This is a genomic window from Oleiphilus sp. HI0132, from assembly GCF_001635845.1.
Genome location: NZ_LWGJ01001778.1, coordinates 1 through 616, shown reverse-complemented (window position 1 = coordinate 616; position 616 = coordinate 1). Strand labels below are relative to the sequence as shown.

The window sequence follows — 616 nt, the reverse complement described above, 5'->3', positions numbered from 1 at the left end:
GCCTTGTTAACCGACGGTCGCTTCTCAGGGGGTACCTCTGGCCTATCAATTGGCCACGCTTCCCCTGAAGCAGCTGCCGGTGGCGCTATCGCATTGATTGAAGCCGGCGACAAAATCAAGATCGATATCCCTAATCGCTCAATTGATGTTGTCTTGGAAGAAGGGGTACTTAACTCTCGACGTGAAGCAATGGAGCAGAAAGGCAAGCAAGCCTGGAAACCAGCAGAGCATCGCGAGCGAAAGGTCTCTAGCGCTTTGAAAGCCTATGCCATGCTGGCAACAAGCGCCGATAAAGGTGGTGTTCGTAATTTGGATATGCTGGATTAAGCTCGACGAAACATAGGACTGAGCAGAAGTTCAGTCCTTTTCTTTTTACTTACGATCCAAAACGATAAAACTATAATCATAGGGATTCGGCCCTTCGGCTTCAAAATCTTCCCGCCCAATTTCACGCCACTGAGTCCAATCGACTTCGGGAAAATAAGCATCGCCTTCGACTTCTGCATGAACTTTCGTTAGATAGATACGATCAACATCCGGCAGACTCGTTTGATAGATCTGGTCACCACCAATGATCATCACTTCCGACTGACCGTCAATATCACAAACCGACTCT

At 48.2% G+C, this 616-nt stretch carries 2 protein-coding genes; one reads left to right on the top strand and one right to left on the bottom strand.

The features are described from left to right. The coding region (locus A3766_RS27005; protein WP_197479783.1) for a dihydroxy-acid dehydratase at positions 1-327 on the top strand (327 nt) is incomplete at its 5' end. A gap of 45 nt (positions 328-372) precedes the next feature. On the opposite strand, the gene A3766_RS27000 is transcribed toward A3766_RS27005, so the two are convergent. Continuing rightward, the coding region (locus A3766_RS27000; protein WP_197479782.1) for a dihydrofolate reductase at positions 373-616 on the bottom strand (244 nt) is incomplete at its 5' end.